At 36.9% G+C, this 15,179-nt stretch carries 20 protein-coding genes; 11 read left to right on the top strand and 9 right to left on the bottom strand.

Translation table 11 applies throughout. The features are described 5' to 3' along the window. Positions 1–53 precede the first annotated feature (53 nt). Both HGD76_RS05350 and HGD76_RS05345 read right to left on the bottom strand, forming a co-directional pair. Positions 54–1,157: a Rieske 2Fe-2S domain-containing protein gene (locus HGD76_RS05350; RefSeq protein ID WP_168695177.1), complete on the bottom strand. Its 1,104-nt coding sequence runs from the start codon at positions 1,155–1,157 to the stop codon at positions 54–56. A gap of 151 nt (positions 1,158–1,308) precedes the next feature. Continuing rightward, positions 1,309–3,570, bottom strand: coding sequence for a heavy metal translocating P-type ATPase (locus HGD76_RS05345; protein ID WP_168695176.1), 2,262 nt, complete (start codon positions 3,568–3,570; stop codon positions 1,309–1,311). A 153-nt stretch (positions 3,571–3,723) separates the two neighbouring features. Here HGD76_RS05345 and HGD76_RS05340 point away from each other — a divergent pair, with 153 nt between their 5' ends. After that, a complete protein-coding gene (locus HGD76_RS05340; RefSeq protein WP_168695175.1) occupies positions 3,724–4,644 on the top strand; it encodes a histone deacetylase family protein in 921 nt (306 codons plus the stop codon). Positions 4,645–4,654: 10 nt separating this feature from the next. On the opposite strand, the gene HGD76_RS05335 is transcribed toward HGD76_RS05340, so the two are convergent. Then, on the bottom strand, positions 4,655–5,197 hold the full coding sequence (locus HGD76_RS05335) for a GNAT family N-acetyltransferase (RefSeq protein WP_168695174.1): 543 nt from the start codon (positions 5,195–5,197) through the stop codon (positions 4,655–4,657). Between the two features lie 273 nt (positions 5,198–5,470). On the opposite strand from HGD76_RS05335, the gene HGD76_RS05330 reads away from it, so the two are divergent. Beyond that, a complete protein-coding gene (locus HGD76_RS05330; protein WP_015078871.1) occupies positions 5,471–5,608 on the top strand; it encodes a hypothetical protein in 138 nt (45 codons plus the stop codon). Between the two features lie 35 nt (positions 5,609–5,643). Here the strand turns inward: HGD76_RS05330 and plsY are convergent, their stop codons facing one another. Then, entirely contained in the window at positions 5,644–6,327 is a 684-nt protein-coding gene (gene plsY / locus HGD76_RS05325; RefSeq protein WP_168695173.1) for a glycerol-3-phosphate 1-O-acyltransferase PlsY, read from the bottom strand. 25 nt (positions 6,328–6,352) lie between these two features. On the opposite strand from plsY, the gene HGD76_RS25800 reads away from it, so the two are divergent. Next, the gene (locus HGD76_RS25800) at positions 6,353–6,484 is read left to right on the top strand and encodes a hypothetical protein (protein ID WP_267904336.1); all 132 of its coding nucleotides are present in this window, start codon (positions 6,353–6,355) and stop codon (positions 6,482–6,484) included. Here the strand turns inward: HGD76_RS25800 and HGD76_RS05320 are convergent. The 3 genes from HGD76_RS05320 to HGD76_RS05310 form a co-directional block, all read right to left on the bottom strand. Next, positions 6,481–7,656, bottom strand: a complete 1,176-nt coding sequence (locus HGD76_RS05320) for a DUF3086 domain-containing protein (protein ID WP_015078873.1) — start codon at positions 7,654–7,656, stop codon at positions 6,481–6,483. The two genes, HGD76_RS25800 and HGD76_RS05320, sit on opposite strands and share 4 nt — an antisense overlap. Positions 7,657–7,794: 138 nt before the next feature. Continuing rightward, complete coding sequence (locus tag HGD76_RS05315; protein WP_015078874.1) at positions 7,795–8,184, bottom strand: DUF3119 family protein; 390 nt, start codon at positions 8,182–8,184, stop codon at positions 7,795–7,797. Between the two features lie 58 nt (positions 8,185–8,242). Continuing rightward, positions 8,243–9,022, bottom strand: a complete 780-nt coding sequence (locus tag HGD76_RS05310) for an MlaE family lipid ABC transporter permease subunit (RefSeq protein ID WP_015078875.1) — start codon at positions 9,020–9,022, stop codon at positions 8,243–8,245. Positions 9,023–9,354: 332 nt separating this feature from the next. On the opposite strand from HGD76_RS05310, the gene HGD76_RS05305 reads away from it, so the two are divergent. Both HGD76_RS05305 and sppA read left to right on the top strand, forming a co-directional pair. Further along, positions 9,355–9,651 (top strand): hypothetical protein, encoded by a 297-nt coding sequence (locus HGD76_RS05305; RefSeq protein WP_168633352.1) that lies wholly within the window; start codon positions 9,355–9,357, stop codon positions 9,649–9,651. Positions 9,652–10,133: 482 nt separating this feature from the next. After that, the gene (gene sppA / locus HGD76_RS05300) at positions 10,134–10,955 is read left to right on the top strand and encodes a signal peptide peptidase SppA (protein ID WP_168695172.1); all 822 of its coding nucleotides are present in this window, start codon (positions 10,134–10,136) and stop codon (positions 10,953–10,955) included. Positions 10,956–10,980: 25 nt separating this feature from the next. Here sppA and HGD76_RS24810 read toward each other — a convergent pair whose 3' ends face one another. Further along, positions 10,981–11,148, bottom strand: coding sequence for a hypothetical protein (locus tag HGD76_RS24810; protein WP_210967729.1), 168 nt, complete (start codon positions 11,146–11,148; stop codon positions 10,981–10,983). A gap of 16 nt (positions 11,149–11,164) precedes the next feature. On the opposite strand from HGD76_RS24810, the gene aroH reads away from it, so the two are divergent. The 6 genes from aroH to HGD76_RS05275 all read left to right on the top strand — a co-directional run bounded on the left by aroH (position 11,165) and on the right by HGD76_RS05275 (position 14,023). Further along, positions 11,165–11,578, top strand: a complete 414-nt coding sequence (aroH, locus tag HGD76_RS05295; protein ID WP_168695171.1) for a chorismate mutase — start codon at positions 11,165–11,167, stop codon at positions 11,576–11,578. 40 nt (positions 11,579–11,618) lie between these two features. Beyond that, positions 11,619–11,906, top strand: a complete 288-nt coding sequence (locus tag HGD76_RS05290; RefSeq protein ID WP_168695170.1) for a hypothetical protein — start codon at positions 11,619–11,621, stop codon at positions 11,904–11,906. Positions 11,907–12,030: 124 nt separating this feature from the next. Beyond that, the gene (locus HGD76_RS25795) at positions 12,031–12,153 is read left to right on the top strand and encodes a hypothetical protein (RefSeq protein ID WP_267904335.1); all 123 of its coding nucleotides are present in this window, start codon (positions 12,031–12,033) and stop codon (positions 12,151–12,153) included. Positions 12,154–12,375: 222 nt separating this feature from the next. Then, the gene (locus tag HGD76_RS05285; protein ID WP_168695169.1) at positions 12,376–12,831 is read left to right on the top strand and encodes a hypothetical protein; all 456 of its coding nucleotides are present in this window, start codon (positions 12,376–12,378) and stop codon (positions 12,829–12,831) included. Positions 12,832–12,873: 42 nt separating this feature from the next. After that, positions 12,874–13,812: an AbiU2 domain-containing protein gene (locus HGD76_RS05280; protein WP_168695168.1), complete on the top strand. Its 939-nt coding sequence runs from the start codon at positions 12,874–12,876 to the stop codon at positions 13,810–13,812. Then, complete coding sequence (locus HGD76_RS05275; protein WP_168695167.1) at positions 13,805–14,023, top strand: type II toxin-antitoxin system HicB family antitoxin; 219 nt, start codon at positions 13,805–13,807, stop codon at positions 14,021–14,023. Before HGD76_RS05280 ends, HGD76_RS05275 begins: the two co-directional genes overlap by 8 nt. Before the next feature lie 53 nt (positions 14,024–14,076). Here the strand turns inward: HGD76_RS05275 and crtR are convergent, their stop codons facing one another. Further along, on the bottom strand, positions 14,077–14,958 hold the full coding sequence (gene crtR / locus HGD76_RS05270) for a beta-carotene hydroxylase (protein WP_168695166.1): 882 nt from the start codon (positions 14,956–14,958) through the stop codon (positions 14,077–14,079). Positions 14,959–15,179: the final 221 nt, after the last annotated feature.

The following is a 15,179-nucleotide window of genomic DNA, read 5'->3' as shown; positions in this document are numbered from 1 at the left end:
GAATTGATGAAGTGGCCAGTCCACTTCATTTTTATTGTCAAAATCTAGATTTTTCAGTCATTAACTAATTCATCTCGCCATTTTTCACGTTTTTCTCTCTCTTCACGCACTTCTTCTTCCCGTTCCCGTGACCGCACTAATAGCCAACTTTCCCATGTCAGGGGTTTTTGTCGTTCTAAATGGTTAATAAATTGCATAATTGATAAATCTGCTTTGAGGGGAGTTTTTAAATCAAACTGCATGGTTTCTAAAATTTTATCATTAGTTTTGAGTAAGCGATCGCTAATTTTTTTCCCTATCTTTAATATCAATTTATTAATTAACTTTCCTAAAATACCTTGACGTTTTTTGCACATAAATAGGGTTTGACCTGCTGTTTTTCCCCCTGGTAATAACCGAGTTGTAAATATTATATGTAGCTGGGTAGAGTCATTAGTAAAGGAAACTATACTTGTTGTCCCATACCAATAGCAAACACTGTAATTAAAAGAATTATTAAAAAACCGCCGGTAGAGATTTAGCCAAAATGACTTTCCATTAATATTTGTAATCGTGCTAAAAATAATAGCATTTTGATTAAGTTCTTGTTTCTCCAAAACCATTTTTAATGGTAATTTATTAACTAAATTAATTTGTTGAGTATCAATACCCTGAAGAAGTAACACATTGGGATGACAATCAATACTAAATTGCGAACCGAGAGAAAAATCAAAATCTTGGTTTTCCCAATCTAAAACAAAAGGTAAAGGTTGCTGGGGAGTTTCCCCTGTCCAAACCCAAATCATTCCATATTGTTCTGCTGCTGGCCAAGTTTTAGCTTTAAGAGATACAGGTTCATCTACATTAGGAATACCAACACAAATACCTTCTGCATCAAATTTCCACCGATGTAAAACACAGCGTAATTCATTACCTTCAATTTTACCTTCAGCTAAACTCGTACCCATGTGAGGACAGTAAGCATCTAAAATAACTGCACGTCTATCTTTACCACGATATACGACTAAATCCTTCCCAAAAATTGTCACAGCTTTAATTTCACCTATCTGCAAAGATTGAGAAGGTAATACCCAATACCAACCTTCAACAAAACTCATTGATTGGTTGAAAATTTTAGGTTTACGAACCGAGTTAAGATTATCTATATTTGTGTTCATTTTTAGGGTTTTCACTTGCAGTGAAGCGGTTGATCTATTCCTATCATGAACAACTTGAAAAAACAGTTATTTTCAGTACCGTCTTAACTATGATTTGTGTGATTAGTTTGATTGAGATGATGAATTAATTGGTAAAGATTACTTTTGCTTTTTACCTAACTCCTGGTTGAAAATTACGCAATCTTAAAGCATTACTAACTACAGAAACGGAAGAAAATGCCATTGCTGCACCGGCAATAATTGGGTTCAGTAACAAACCAAAGAAAGGATAGAGAATACCCGCAGCAATGGGAATACCAATGATATTGTAAATAAAGGCAAAAAATAGATTTTGACGGATATTATTAATGGTAGCGCGACTGAGTTGAATAGCTGTCACAATGGCTTGTAGATCTCCAGAAATTAAAGTAATATCACTAGCAGCAATTGCCACATCTGTTCCTGTTCCCATGGCAATTCCTACATCTGCTTGTGCTAATGCTGGTGCATCATTAATTCCATCTCCCACCATAGCCACAATTTTAATTTTATTTCCTACTTTTTTTTGTTGCAATGATTTAATCATTGCGGCTTTTTGGTCTGGACGCACTTGGGCAAAAACTTGAGTAATCCCCACTTGATTTGCAATAGTTTGGGCAGTTTTTTGATTATCTCCCGTTAACATTACCACTTCTAAACCTAACTTTTGCAAAGCCTTGACTGCTGTTAATGATGAAGGTTTAAGAGCATCAGTAATAGCCATAATAGCTTCTGATTTACCATTTACTGCCAACCAAATGACTGTTTTTCCTTCATTTTCCCAAATTGTTTGATGTGGTTCTAAAACATCCGTATCAATTCCTAACTCTGTAAACCAGCGTTGTGTGCCAACTTGTACCAATTGATCATATACAATTCCTTGAACACCACTACCAACAATGGCTGCAAAATTCTTAACATTAGCCAAACTCACAGCTTGATTAATCGTATATTTCACCACTGCTTCCGCTAAAGGATGTTCAGACTTATGTTCTACACTAGCAGCTAATTTTAATAATTGAAGTTCATTCCCATTCGCTGTACCTTTGATAGTTATAAAGTCTGTAACTGTGGGTTTACCTTGAGTTAAAGTTCCAGTTTTATCAACAACAATAATATTTATTTTATGTGCTAATTCTAAACTTTCAGCACTTTTAATTAAAATGCCATTTTCTGCACCTTTACCAGTTCCTACCATCACAGAAGTAGGAGTAGCTAAACCCAATGCACAGGGACAAGCAATAATTAAAACCCCTACCATTGTCATCATTGCTAAGGTGAAATTACCTGTAATACTAAACCAGATCATAAAAGTAAGAATAGCTATCACAATTACAGCCGGCACAAACCACCCAGTTACCTGATCTGCTAACCTTTGAATTGGTGCTTTTGAACCTTGGGCTTCTTGGACTAACTTGACAATTTGCGCTAAGAAAGTATCTTTACCAACTCGCGTGGCTTTAAACTTAAAACTACCAGTTTTATTAATTGTTGATCCAATCACCTCATCTCCTGGTTGTTTTTTCACAGGTACACTTTCACCTGTTACCATGGCCTCATCTACCGTAGAATTACCATCAATTACTTCACCATCTACAGGAATTTTTTCACCAGGACGAACTAAAATTAAATCATTAACTATTACTTGATTAATAGGAATATCCATTTCCAAATCATCTCTTATTACCCTGGCTATTTTCGCCTGCATTCCCATTAATTTATGAATAGCTTCTGAAGTTTGTCCTTTAGCCCGATGTTCAAAAAATCGCCCTAACAAAATTAAAGTAACAACCATTGCTGCAACTTCATAATAAACATGAATTTCTAAGCCTTGGGAAATAAACATCCCTGGAAAAAGTGTCACAAATAAAGAATAGAAATAAGCCGTACCTGTCCCCAAAGCAATCAAAGTATCCATCGTTGCAGTCCGGTGTTTCAAAGACTTCCAAGCATGGCGGAAAAAAGACCCACCACACCAAAACTCAACAGGTGTTGTTAATACCAATTGGAACCAAGGATTATGAAAAAATTTAGGAACAAAAGGCAAATGTAATCCCGTCATCATTGGTAAAGAACCAAAAAACAGAATAATACTAATTACAATCCCGGTTGTTAACTTGAGAATGAGTTCCCGTTCTGCTGCTAATTTACTCGCTGCTTCTGCTGTATCTTCACCTTCTGTTTCTAACTGAAAAGATGAATAACCAGCATCTACAATTGCAGCTTGAATTTTCGCTAAATTTGTTTGTTTAGGTTCATAATTAATAGTTATCTGTTCTGCACCAAAATTAACATGACAATCAATAACTCCACCAACCGCTAAAATTGCCTGTTCAATATTATTAGCGCAAGAAGCACAACTCATCCCTTTAAGTTTAAGCCTAAGATTATTCATATCACCTCTTATAATTATCCCCCAGATCACCGACTTCTTCAAGAAGTCGGTGATCTATACGATCTATACTTCACCTATTGGTGTAATATATCATTTTAATCAGTTTCTTGACTTTCACCTATCTTACATTGCGGATTCTGGATATAGAAATGTATGTTACAAGTTATTTATTCTGACGAATTTTTAGATCACAAAACGGGAATCTACCACCCAGAAAAACCTGAACGGTTGACAGCAATAGTCAATGCTTTAAAAGCTGCAAATTTTGCCGAAGAAATCACATGGAAAATACCTACACCCGTAACATCAAAACCATCTTTAATGTCTTGGATAGAAAATGTTCATTCTACAACCTATATTAACAAAGTTAAAGATATCGCTGCTGACGGTGGTGGTTATTTAGACGGAGATACTCCCATTTCTCCCCGCAGTTATGATGTAGCATTATTGGCAGTTAGTGCTTGGTTAGATGGAGTAGATACAGTTCTTGATACAGCAAATAAAGCTTTTGTATTAGCGCGTCCACCTGGGCATCATGCGGTAAGTGATACAGGAATGGGATTTTGTTTATTTTCTAATGCTGCAATTGCAGCTTTTTACGCTTTGCAACAGCCTAAAATTCAGCGCGTTGCTATCCTAGATTGGGACGTACATCACGGAAATGGGACGGAAGCAATAGTAGAAACTCACTCAGAAATTGCTTATGTTTCTCTTCACCAGTATCCAGCTTATCCCGGTACTGGGAAAACTTCTCAACAAGGTTCACATAATAATGTCTTGAATTTACCTGTTCCCCCTGGTAGCGATATTACCGTCTATCAACCATTGTGGGAAAGAAAAATCTTACCCTTTTTAACTAATTTTTCGCCAGATTTACTGATTATTAGTGCTGGTTATGATGCTAATACGAATGATCCTTTAGCGAGTGTAAATTTGCAACCAGAAGATTTTGGTTTATTTACAGAATACTGTTTAGGTATAACCAAAAAAATTATGTTTGGTTTAGAAGGTGGTTATGATTTACCAAGTCTGGCTGAATCTGTAATTGCTACTATTAAACCTTGTATATGTTAGTATTTTTTAGTTAGTAAAATTCAGAATTTTGTTTTTTACTAATTTTATATTCTACTAGATTTAAGACTTTACCACTCTCGTTAATCAGATCATATTCTCTACCAATTTTACCTCCCATTTTTTCCGCAACCCTACGGCTGGCGGTATTTGCTTTATCCAAATCATATCTAAGATATTCATAATCTAAGTTTTCTTCAGCCCATAATTTCAGGGCTGCAATTGTTTCCGTGGCGTAACCTTGTTTATATGCTGATTTTTTCAGCCAAATTCCATATCGGGGGTATTTACTATTAATTTTATGTATCCCACTACATCCTAAAAACTCTTGAGAATCTTTCTTTAAAATCACAACTACTAACTCTTCTCCTTTTTCCATTTTTAGTAAAGATTGATTAATGAAAATTTCAGTATCCTGAATTTTTTCCGATGGTTTTGAAGATAAATAAGTCGTAACTTCCTGAGTAAATTCTCTAAAAATATCTGCCTTATATTCCATTGATATAGGCTGTAATAACAGACGGTGTGTAGATATCTTGAATTGGAGGAGTTCCATAGTTAGCACCAAAAGCTAAGTAATTATTAGAACAATCAAAATTACAACAATACTGCTATCAAAGTAGATCCAATTTTTACTTTCGGTGTTTTTCAGTATTGTACTTAACCGAATATAGTTAAAAGTTATCAAATTTTTAGTAATAAAATTTTGTCATCATGCCATGAAAGAGCTAAAGTTTTGTTAAGATCCGATTACAAGGAATTCAGTCACCTGGCTGTGAAGAAAAATTAGATAGTACCAGTAGCTGTATAAAGTTCAGAAGGTGAACAAATGACCACCTATATTTTTTTTGACCAAGCTCTTCAGATGCTTGTCAGTGCCTTTCTTGCGTCAGCTATCATGCTAATCGCCGTTTCAAGTATAGGTTTAGCCGTGATTGAAACCATTGAAAAAACAGGAGACAGTTAAAACTACGCTTCAAAGTAGGGACAGGGCTGAAAAAGTCAATAAGTGGTTTGTTCTGTTGGCGTTTCTGCCTTTTGTCCAATTTTTGGTTCTGTACCCGCAATTAATCGCTCAATATTGGTGCGGTGACGGATAATTACATATAAGCCGCCAGCAAAACCAAGAAGAATGTAGGCTAAAGGTTGATGAAAAATTACCATTAAAATAGAAACCGCTACAGCCCCAGCAATAGAACTTAAAGACACAATTCTCGAAATGGCAATTACTACCGCAAAAACCCCTAATGTTGATAATCCTACCTGCCAACTAATAGCTAACAAAATTCCCACACCACTAGCCACAGATTTACCACCAGTAAAGCCGAGAAAGATTGATTTACTATGTCCTAAAAGGGCAGCTAAACCAGCTAAAGTGACTAAATAAGGTTGCCAAATCTCGATATTGACAATTGGTGGAATTAAGTTTTGAGTAGTAGCAATACTAAATAAAGCGTAACATAAATTTATTGCTAATCCTCCTTTCAAAGCATCAATTAATAATACAAATGCCCCGGGAAGTTTTCCCAAAGTTCTCAGAACATTAGTTGCACCAGTTGAACCAGAACCAACTTCCCGAATATCAATTCCTTTTAATAGCTTACCTGCCAGATATCCAGTTGGAAAAGAACCAAAAAGGTAAGCTAATAAAATCACCACTCCACACAAACTTAACCAAAGAAACATAAATTTGTCAGTTGTTAGTTGTCAGTTGTCAGTAGGGGCGAAGCATTTGGAAGATAAATTATCGGTCATTGCCAAAAATAGTTCTCCAAATGCTTCGCCCGTACAGTTGTTAGTTGTTTTGCCAATCACCAATCACCAATCACCAATGACTAATTAAAAATCATCGTCAAAATTCCGATCTTTCATAGTTTTCGGGTCAGGGGCAAAAGCTAACCAGAGAGGGAATTGCAGTAAAGCTAAACTAATTTGTTCCTCAGAATCATCAATGATAATAAAAGGCATTTGATTGGCTGTAACTAATCTCTCGGCTTTTTGGGCTAAAGCTGTCGGTGCTTCAAATAATACCACTCCTCTGTCGGGTCCAAAATCAGGACGACCAATACCTAAACAATCTTGTAAACCGCGTCGCCATTCGCCTAAACGTTCTGGAGTATTTGCTAAAATCAGAGTTCGCACCCTGTCCCCATATAGTTGATGTAATATAGAAACTGCCGACGAAGCAATTAAAATATTCTGTAAGCGGCTACCCATTGTCCGCAAAGCACCCCGTCCACCTAAGGTAAATAACCAATTTGATAGTTTTTCGGCGTGAATTGGTTCAAAAGTCCGGCGTAACTGCCAGGGTGGTCCATAATAATCTGGCTGGTTACGATATTGGTCAAGCAAGCGGCGGATTTTTTTAGTAGTATCCTGAAACTGCTGTTGGCCAAGTTGTGGGGCTTCTAATTGTTCTTTAACAGGTTTTGCTTCTCCCTGTGGTGGTTTTTCCCGTTCTCGGACAGGTTGTACCAGTTGCATTTGTTCCGCCGCTGATGCCAAATCCTGTAAACTGCCTGTGAGATAGTCCTTAAAACCCTGTACCCGAATTGCTATATCTTGAGAAGTCCCCGCAAAAGTAGTCCGCATTTCATTGCGAATGCGTTCTTGACGACGTTCGAGTTGTTCTACAGAAATTTGTAAAGTTTGTTTGCGTTGTTCTAACTGCGATAATGACTCTTGGACAACTTGCGAAAGTGCGATTTGGGTTACACTTACTTGCTTCTGAAGGGTTTCATAAGTAATTTCCAATTGAGTAATTTCTGCTTTTAAGTCTGCTGACCTATGCTGCAACTGGATTACTTTTTGCGCTGGTTGTGTATATAGTGAATCTGCCGATTCTAATGCTGTTGTTTCTGTGGTTAATGACGTTACCAATTCACCAGATGCTTCAGCTTCTAATTCTAAATCAGCAGATGGTTTTTCTAGTATTTCATCTGTAGGAGGTTGCACTTCTATTTTTTCTAACCACTTATTTATGGTTTCTGGAGTTTGAGATTCTTCTGGGTTCATAAACAACAATATAAATTTTCAGACTTACTGAATTCAGCTATGAAATTCTCTTACTTTAATTTATGGCTGACACCGCACTATCAAAACTCTTCCCTTTGCGCCTTTGCTCCTTTGCGACTCTGCGCGAAACAACAAAATCTAATCAATGCGTGGACAACGTTCTTCTAAACAAGATTTTAAGGTTTTGGGGTCAAATAAAATTGGCAAAAAGTGAATACTGTTCACTTCTTTAAAATAGAACAAAATGGGAACTCGATTCCAGAATATTCGCCAATTTTGCCATTCTTGGTAAGGAAAACGCTTAATTAACTTTTCTCCTCTATAAAGATCAAAATCGGTAGCGGTAAATTGAAAGCGTAGTGTTACAGCTTGCAACATCAAAAACAAACCCAATAACGTCAATATTCCTCCCAACCAAGGTTGTACCAATAGTACGGGAATAGCGCCCAAGACTAAGACAACAGGAATATTGTAACTTGGCTTTAGTTCTACTGTTGATATGGTGTTAGGTGTCAATGAACTGGTCAAAATCTTTTCTCCTACTTACATAATTCGTAATTCTTAACGACTCTATCTTGCCTCTAAATCATTTTACTAATCCACTACCCGGACCCTGAAACATGACCCAAGACAGAAAGAAGTTGCTAATGAATATAACTAATAAGGCAGTGACAACAGCAGTTGTTGTTGATTGTCCCACACCTTTAGCACCTCCAGTAGTGGTTAAGCCCCAACTACAGCCGATAATGGCGATTAATACACCAAAGCAAGCAGCTTTAATCATAGCACTGCCAATATCCCAGATATCGAGAAAGTCACGCGCTGAGTCTAGAAATACTGTATCTGAAAGGTTGTAAATATGAGTGGCTATAAGCATTCCCCCAGACATTCCTGTAATTAAGGATAACAAAGTTAAAATCGGCAGCATGATGAAGCAAGCCAGAAGCCGGGGAATGACTAGATAATCAATAGGATCTGTTTTTAACATTAACAGAGCATCTATTTGTTCTGTGACTTTCATTGTGCCGATTTCTGCCGCAAAAGCCGAACCTACCCTTCCAGCTAAAACTACTGCTGTTAATACGGGGGTAAGTTCTCTCGTCAATGCTACTGCTAACACGCCACCAACGAGGTTTCCTGCCCCAAAATTGATGAACTCCCTTGCTACCTGAATTGTAAATACTGCACCCACGAATATGGCTGTTAATAGGGCAATAAAGAAGGAGTCGGGTCCAACTATTGCCAATTGTTCTAGGGTGTTCCGGCGGTGAATTTTACCTTGGATTAGGTGAAATAAGACTTGTCCACCTAAAAATATCGCGGCCAGCAATCGCTGACTCCATGTTTCTAAACTGGATTTAGCCATTGGTCACTGGTAGTGGGGAATGGAATTAACATTACTAATATGCAAATTATTAACTTAGTTTACGACTAGTCTCATAAAATTGAGCGAGTTTTTACAGTGTTTTTACTTCTAGTAAACTGCACACTGAGATACAAACCCTGATTATTTCATGGTTTTACAGATTTGAAACATCGCAAACACTCAATGCACCTGGAGTAACTATTACCAGTACAATTTAATGAAAACTTAAGATTCTTGACGAAATAAATGTTTGGGAGCGATCGCCAGTATTGTAGAGAGTGGCAGATAAATTTTCGGCTATCTCTCAAGTTACCCACTATCCCGGTCTCACAATGACTATTTTTAGTAACTTTTTTCGCTCTCTCGTCCTCACCACCATTTTTAGTTTTCTTGTCCCTGTCTTCTTCATTGGGGGTTTATTGGTGGTTTTATGCCTTTTTGGCTATGTCCCTGGGCTACAAGGGATAATTTCCGATGTCTCTATCCAAATTCTGTATTTTCTCGCCACTTTCGGCAGTGGTAGTTCCTTCAACGGTCTCTTGACAATTGGTCTGACTTGTGGCTTTGTCGGGGCGTTATTTGATATCTATGTTTATTACCGCTATCAAATTCTCCGCACTGACTCTTAAAAGTTAATAATGCATCAAATGAGTGTTGATGATTTACACAATCAAAAACAAGTAATCTTAACCAGTCGTAAATTTTAGCTAATTTTCCTAAAAGCTATTGGCCTTGGGCTGGAAAATTCTGTTTTTTAATGTCCTTATTTTCCCAAATGCTTGTGTAGTGCAGTGGTACGACACAATATTTTTAGATGTCTATATTTGTAAAAGCAAATATTTTTCAATACTTGTCTTTTGCTCCTTAAACATACCAAATAAAACTACACATCAAATCTAAAAATTTCCTAAAGCTTTTCAATAATGATCTAGCTGCTAACTTTTATTCATAGCCAGGAGAGGACAAAACAATTCAAAATAAAAAATTGTTACTCCCTGTCCCCTTCCCAAGCCCTAATTCCCAATCGGATTAAAGGTAAAGCCCGTTAGCTTCACCCTAGGCGTTCTATATTAAAGATATTCACAAAGATTAAAAAGTTATTTGATTGCCCATGATTTGGCCATTTAAGCCCAACTTTCGGAAACAAATTGCGCGGATTGAAGTTAGCGGTGCTATCGCTGGTACAACCCGTAAGCACGTCCTAGAAGCCTTGAAAACCGTAGAAGAAAGTAAATTTCCCGCTTTATTACTACGCATTGATAGTCCTGGGGGTACAGTGGGAGACTCCCAAGAAATCTACAGCGCCCTGAAGAGATTAGCTAAAAAAACCAAAATTGTCGCCAGTTTTGGCAATATTTCTGCCTCTGGTGGCGTTTATATTGGTATGGGGGCAGAACATATCATGGCGAATCCAGGCACGATTACAGGCAGTATTGGGGTGATTTTGCGAGGAAACAACCTAGAAGTGCTGCTGGAAAAAATTGGCGTTTCTTTTAAGGTCATTAAGTCAGGACCCTACAAAGATATATTAGCTTTTGATCGGCAACTAACAGAACCAGAAGAAACTATTCTGCAAGACTTGATTGATTGTAGCTATCAACAATTTGTGGAAACGGTAGCGGAAGCTCGTTCACTGACTGTAGAAAAGGTAAAAAGCTTTGCTGACGGCAGGATTTTTACCGGACAGCAAGCCTTAGCATTGGGCGTTGTCGACCGCTTAGGAACAGAAGAAGATGCACGACGGTGGACAGCAGAATTAGTAGGACTTGATCCTGATAAAACTCTTTGCTATACGCTAGAAGAACGGAAACCATTTTTGAGTCGTGTTTTACCGGGAAGTCGTCAAGCTAAATCGGTTATTGGTGCGGGAATCAATTGGCTAGAATTTGAAGTTTCTACAAGTGGTTTACCTATGTGGTTATATCGTCCATAGTAAAGTTGTCATTGGTCATTAGTCATTAGTCATTAGAAGTAGGAAACAACTGACAACTGACAACTGACAACTGTACGGGCGAAGCATTTGGAGAACTATTTTTGGCAATGACCGATAATTTATCTTCCAAATGCTTCGCCCCTACTGACAACTGACAACTGACAACTGACAACCAACAACTGACAACTGACAAAAGGAGGATTTTAGAAGTGGAATGGCAAATGCGAGCAATTCGGGGTGCAACAACCGTTGCAGAAAACAGCGTCGAAGCAATTCGAGATTCAGTGACAGAATTATTAGATGAATTGGAGCAAAGAAATCAACTCCAACCAGACGATATGATTAGTGTGACTTTTTCAGTGACAAAAGATTTAGATGCTATTTTCCCAGCAGCGATCGCTCGCAGTCGTCCTTTGTGGGATAGTGTAGCTATGTTAGATGTCCAACAAATGCACGTTGTAGGCAGTTTACCGCGCTGCATTCGCTTTCTAATTCACGCCAATTTACCAACTTCTACGCCAATTCACCACGTTTATTTACGTCAAGCGGCTAAATTGCGTCCTGATTGGAGTTTACCCCAAACGTTACAAACTTCACAGCACGTCATGGAGACGAAAGTTTAAAATTAGCAGGTCAATAACATAATTAAAAGTTAGCGCATTCATGAGCTATTACAGTGGTGACGCGGCTGCTCAACCTGCTGCTATTGGTGGGAGTATTTTCACTCATCGGGGTACTGGTGTATGTATAAAGTTAGACGCTTTTTTAAATATTCTCGCCAAAGGTGAAGAGCCGCTTGTCATTGTCACCAGTGAAGGTTATTTTACGAAAATATATAAGTATGTGACGGCGTATAAGGGTTTTGTGTTTTTCACAGAATCCTTAGATAAATTGGAATTTGGTAGCAATATTGAAGTGATTTATGCTCAGAGTTTAGGGACGGATATTTAAAGGTTAACAAATTAACTATGTATTACTAATTTCAGGTATAATAATTGCCTAAGTTGTAGTGGAGGAATGACTTCAAGACTACTGCTAAGGTAATTAAATTTGATTTGGCAAGGCTTTGGTACTGATGAATAAAAGTGATGAACTTAAGAAAAAGGTTGAAAATTGGATAAAAGAGCAAGGTTATCCTCTAGAAATGAAAGTTGCAACTGCTTTTATTGATGAAGGTTTTGACGTAAGACAGGGTTAATTCTATCTTGATCCTGAAAGCAATGAATCTAGGGAAATTGATGTTATCGTACGTTGTGGCGACATCCTCAGTCATTTTGATGTGTATTTCATAATTGAGTGTAAATCAAACTCAAAGCCTTGGATTTTATTCACATCTGAAAATACCCTAGCAGGTTACAATAGATATTTTGCATACTGCTTATATTCTGAATTTGCCAGAAACCAGTTTATTAATAAAACTATGTATAACCGCCAATTAGGAGAAATGCTTCCTTGGTTCGATAAAAAAGGTCGAAATGCTTATGCTGTTACTCAGGCTTTTACAACTAGTGTCGATAATACCTACAAAGCAGCCATGAGTTCCTTGAAAGCTGCAATAGCTTTAAAAATATCAGAGGAGAAAAAATGGCAAAAACATCTAACATTTATTTTTCCAGTTATTGTAATAGATGGATCTCTATTTGAAAGCTACTTGAATCCTAGTGGAGAATTAGTAGTTGATGCGGTTGAAAAGGGATTTTTACATTTTCCTCTAGAAATAAATGGGTTAATTGGAACAAATATTTATGTTGTCACTTTAGGAAGCTTACCTCATTTCATAAATGAAGCCAAAAAATTAAATTCAGAATTACTCAAACTTTTTACTGATGTTAATTCTGATAATTATTCATCGTTAGATGAGAGATTTAGATGTTAAGAATATTCAAGCAGTTAGTTAAGACATCATAGAAAAGAAATCATGATACACGAAAATATTCTGATTGGAATGACACTTGAACAAGCTAAAGAATATGTAGAGACAAATGGTTACAAATTATTTTTACATCAACCAGTAACAGTAGAAAAAGGGGTTAATAAAGAAATGTATGTAATTGTCAAGGATAACAAAGTAACGCAGGTTGGTTGTGGGATAAATAAATTAAGATTTGGCATAATCAAAACGCAAGAACTACAAGAACCAAATAGACCTGTTACTAAAAAACAGTTTGAAGCAAAAATAATTGAACTTGGAGATAGTTTATATCAATCACACCTTCATTTAAAAATTCATGAATGGATGACTAACGAACTTAACAAACACCTGAATGAGTATCCACTTTACTTTCGTCAATCGTGTGATGCTCATTATGAAACTGGAGTATTAAGACTAACAAGAGCCTATGATCACGATAAAAAAACTCTGGGACTTTTAAAAATTCTCAATATTATTGGATCTGATTATAAAGATTGGGGTTGTACAGAAACTATAGATCATAAAATTCTAGAGGAAGACAAAAAATATGTAAATAAAGAAAGTAATCCTTTAGTTAAAAAATTAATACATTTAAGAGATAAAGCTATTGCTCACAGTGAACATAAACAATTCCCTTCACCAATGGACGATCATATAGGAGAAGTATATCAAAATTATGCTCAAAAGCATGGACTAGAGTGGATTTTAAAGGAAGGCCGTCTGACTATACAAGAGATTGAAAAAAAGCCTAATACTGAAATAAAAATAATTTCACATGAAACGACGATGGAAGTTTTTCAACTTATGGATGACAATGAGAATAAAATTTTAGGGGGGGATATTCCTATATTCAGTGAGTTTTATGAACTAACAACTAAAGGTATCGAAATTTGTAATAGATATATGAAAAAATTATCTATAGATACAATAGAGTTAGATGAATAAACTCAAGTACCAAATGATTATCCAGTGGTCTGAGGAAGATAATTGCTTCTTAGTAGGATTCCCTGACTTTCCAGGACAACGCTGGCGCACTCATGGAGATACCTACGAGTTAGCAGTAACGAATGGAATAGAAGCCTTAGACTCTCTGATTATTGCTTACGAAGCTGCGGGTGATGAACTTCCACAAGCAACAGTTTGTCAAGCAGCATAAGCAAGTATTTACACCTTGAGAGACGTTCCATAAAACGTCTCTTCTTCAACAAATCAGTGATGAAAGTGAATACCTATGAAAACATCATAGATAAACTCAAAAAAGTCCTTCTTCTGCAATAACCCAGAAGTTTGCGGACTACCCTTTTCATCCAACAACGGCTTCATCAAATAATAAGCTGGCTGGTAATTATACCAAGGAATCGAAGGCCACAGATGATGAATTAAATGGTAATTCTGTCCCAAAATCAGGATATTGAGAACCTTACCAGGATAGACACGGGCATTTTTCCAGCGACTGCGTTCTACAAAGGGACGGTGGGGTAAATAATCAAAAAAGAACCCCAAAGTTATTCCAATCACAAAAGCGGGAATAAACCAAAAGTTAAGAATATAGCCCAAAAAATGATATTGGACAGAAATATAAACAATAGTAATGACAATTAAGCGACTAATAAACCATTCTAGTAGTTCATAATTCCGCCATAACCGTCTTTGAAAGAAAAATACCTCATGGTACAAAAATCTCACCGCAATTAACCACAGGGGACCACCCGTAGAAACATAATGATCTGGGTCATCTTTGGGGTGATTGACATTACCATGATGCTGTAAATGTACTCGTGTAAATACTGGAAAAGCAAAAACTAGGATTAAGGCACTACAATGCCCTAAAATAGCGTTAACAATTCTATTGCGATGGGCTGACTGGTGACAAGCATCATGAATCACCGTTCCTGAACAATGTAGTGCTAGAGTATTGACACTAAAACACAACCAATGCGGCCATTCCCAAAGCCAATACCCAAAGTTAGACAAAACCAACATCATCACTACGACTAAAAACATCAATAGCGTCGGGTTAAAATCACCAGGAGGTGATAAAAGTTCTTTGGGGGGAATTGTCAGTGGCTTCTGTGCCTCCGACGTGAGCATTCTTAACTCCTTTAATAATCAATCTTTACGGATCATAGTTGTAAAAAATATAGACAAATATTTTTTACTTTGAAAGTTTTACCTTTACTGGGGAAACTACAATCCCCTTTATCCCATTAGCTTTCATCATTAGGGATTGCTTTTATTGTTTTTTATTCTCTGATTGATTATCTCGATCTGATGTGATTTACTTTTTAGTTCCTATAGATTCGGATTGTTTA

Source organism: Dolichospermum flos-aquae CCAP 1403/13F (assembly GCF_012516395.1).
Classification (GTDB): Bacteria; Cyanobacteriota; Cyanobacteriia; order Cyanobacteriales; family Nostocaceae; genus Dolichospermum; species Dolichospermum lemmermannii.
The sequence above is the reverse complement of the archived record's forward strand: the minus strand, read 5'-3'. Positions and strand labels throughout refer to the sequence as shown.

Excerpts from the sequence above, each read along its gene's own strand:
- crtR (WP_168695166.1), bottom strand. The coding sequence starts at position 14,958 with ATGCTCACGTCGGAGGCACAGAAGCCACTGACAATTCCCCCCAAAGAA.
- HGD76_RS05285 (WP_168695169.1), top strand. The coding sequence starts at position 12,376 with ATGTATAACCGCCAATTAGGAGAAATGCTTCCTTGGTTCGATAAAAAA.
- HGD76_RS05320 (WP_015078873.1), bottom strand. The coding sequence starts at position 7,656 with ATGAACCCAGAAGAATCTCAAACTCCAGAAACCATAAATAAGTGGTTA.
- HGD76_RS05310 (WP_015078875.1), bottom strand. The coding sequence starts at position 9,022 with ATGGCTAAATCCAGTTTAGAAACATGGAGTCAGCGATTGCTGGCCGCG.
- plsY (WP_168695173.1), bottom strand. The coding sequence starts at position 6,327 with ATGTTTCTTTGGTTAAGTTTGTGTGGAGTGGTGATTTTATTAGCTTAC.
- HGD76_RS05345 (WP_168695176.1), bottom strand. The coding sequence starts at position 3,570 with ATGAATAATCTTAGGCTTAAACTTAAAGGGATGAGTTGTGCTTCTTGC.
- HGD76_RS25795 (WP_267904335.1), top strand. The coding sequence starts at position 12,031 with ATGAATAAAAGTGATGAACTTAAGAAAAAGGTTGAAAATTGGATAAAA.
- HGD76_RS05290 (WP_168695170.1), top strand. The coding sequence starts at position 11,619 with ATGAGCTATTACAGTGGTGACGCGGCTGCTCAACCTGCTGCTATTGGT.
- HGD76_RS05340 (WP_168695175.1), top strand. The coding sequence starts at position 3,724 with ATGTTACAAGTTATTTATTCTGACGAATTTTTAGATCACAAAACGGGA.
- HGD76_RS05350 (WP_168695177.1), bottom strand. The coding sequence starts at position 1,157 with ATGAACACAAATATAGATAATCTTAACTCGGTTCGTAAACCTAAAATT.
- HGD76_RS05335 (WP_168695174.1), bottom strand. The coding sequence starts at position 5,197 with ATGGAACTCCTCCAATTCAAGATATCTACACACCGTCTGTTATTACAG.
- HGD76_RS05305 (WP_168633352.1), top strand. The coding sequence starts at position 9,355 with ATGACTATTTTTAGTAACTTTTTTCGCTCTCTCGTCCTCACCACCATT.
- sppA (WP_168695172.1), top strand. The coding sequence starts at position 10,134 with ATGATTTGGCCATTTAAGCCCAACTTTCGGAAACAAATTGCGCGGATT.
- HGD76_RS05275 (WP_168695167.1), top strand. The coding sequence starts at position 13,805 with ATGAATAAACTCAAGTACCAAATGATTATCCAGTGGTCTGAGGAAGAT.
- HGD76_RS05280 (WP_168695168.1), top strand. The coding sequence starts at position 12,874 with ATGATACACGAAAATATTCTGATTGGAATGACACTTGAACAAGCTAAA.
- HGD76_RS05330 (WP_015078871.1), top strand. The coding sequence starts at position 5,471 with ATGACCACCTATATTTTTTTTGACCAAGCTCTTCAGATGCTTGTCAGT.